Raw genomic sequence first — 1,197 nt, forward strand, 5'->3', positions numbered from 1 at the left:
GTGCACGGGCACGGGCCGGCCGGGCAGGTCGAGCGGACCCGTACCGGCCCCCGGGAACGGCTCGGGCGCGGTGACCGCCACGTCCGCCGTCCCGCCGGAGCGCAGGGCGTGCGCCGCCCAGGGCAGCACACCCGGCCGCCAGCCGTTGCGCAGCACCTGCCCGACGGTCACCTGGTGCAGGAAGTCCCGCCGGGCGTGGGGGACTTCGGCCTTGTGGGTGTACACGGGAGTGCCGTACGCGGCGCTCAGGTACTCGGCGGAGCCCAGGTGGTCGCTGTGGGCGTGCGTGATCAGCACGGCCGTCACCGCCTCCGGTGAACTCCCCACCTCCGCGAGGGAGGCGAGCAGCCCCTCGCGGTCGCCGGGGTAGCCGGTGTCGATCAGTGTGACGGCGTCCCCCTCGGTCAGGATCACCCAGTTGGTGTTCGTGCCGTGCACCAGGAAGGTGCCGTCCGCGACGTGCCGCACGGTTGCTCGCATGATCGTCCCGAGTCCAAGTCGTTGCTGTCCGAGGCGAGTAGGAAAGCAGATCACCGCGCGGAGCGGGTGGAGGGGACGCGGATCCGGGCGCGTTCCGGACAGGAACCGGGCCACCGCCCGCCCGCGCACCCCGTGCTCGTGCGGCGCGAGGACCACCGCCGGGGAGGACGGGGCCCCGGCGTGAACTCCGCGGCTCCCGGGCCTTCCGATACACCGGTGCATCGGATACGTTCCCGTATCGGACGAAGGGGCGGCCATGACGGCGGGCGGTACGGAGAGGCGCGTCACCAGGCGCCGGCTGCGCACGCGCGCGAACCTGCTCGAAGCCGCGTTCTCCGTCTTCGCCGCCAAGGGCTTCGGGCACGTCTCGATCGAGGAGGTCTGCGAGGCCGCCGGCTACACCAGGGGCGCCTTCTACTCCAACTTCGCCGGTCTGGACGAACTGTTCTTCGCCCTCTACACGGAGCGCGCCGAACTGATCGCCGAGCAGGTCGCCGGGGCCCTCGCCCAGGACGGGCCCGACCTCGACGTGCCCGCCGCCGTGGACCGCGTCACCGAGGTCCTGCTCCTCGACCGCGACTGGCTGCTGGTGAAGACCGACTTCCTGGTGCACGCCGCCCGCGACCCGGAGGTGGCGCGCGCCCTGCTGGAGCACCGGGCGCGGCTGCGGCGGGCCGTCGCGGACCGGCTCGCCCGGGCCCGCGGCCACACCGGACT

At 73.7% G+C, this 1,197-nt stretch carries 2 protein-coding genes; one reads left to right on the forward strand and one right to left on the reverse strand.

The window, feature by feature from the left end:
* Positions 1-480: MBL fold metallo-hydrolase (locus B7767_RS39385; protein ID WP_143652909.1), on the reverse strand; the 480-nt coding region annotated here is incomplete at its 3' end.
* Between the two features lie 256 nt (positions 481-736).
* On the opposite strand from B7767_RS39385, the gene B7767_RS39390 reads away from it, so the two are divergent.
* The coding region (locus B7767_RS39390) for a TetR/AcrR family transcriptional regulator (RefSeq protein WP_085576130.1) at positions 737-1,197 on the forward strand (461 nt) is incomplete at its 3' end.

The organism is Streptomyces sp. 13-12-16 (assembly GCF_002114215.1).
Classification (GTDB): domain Bacteria; phylum Actinomycetota; class Actinomycetes; order Streptomycetales; family Streptomycetaceae; genus Streptomyces.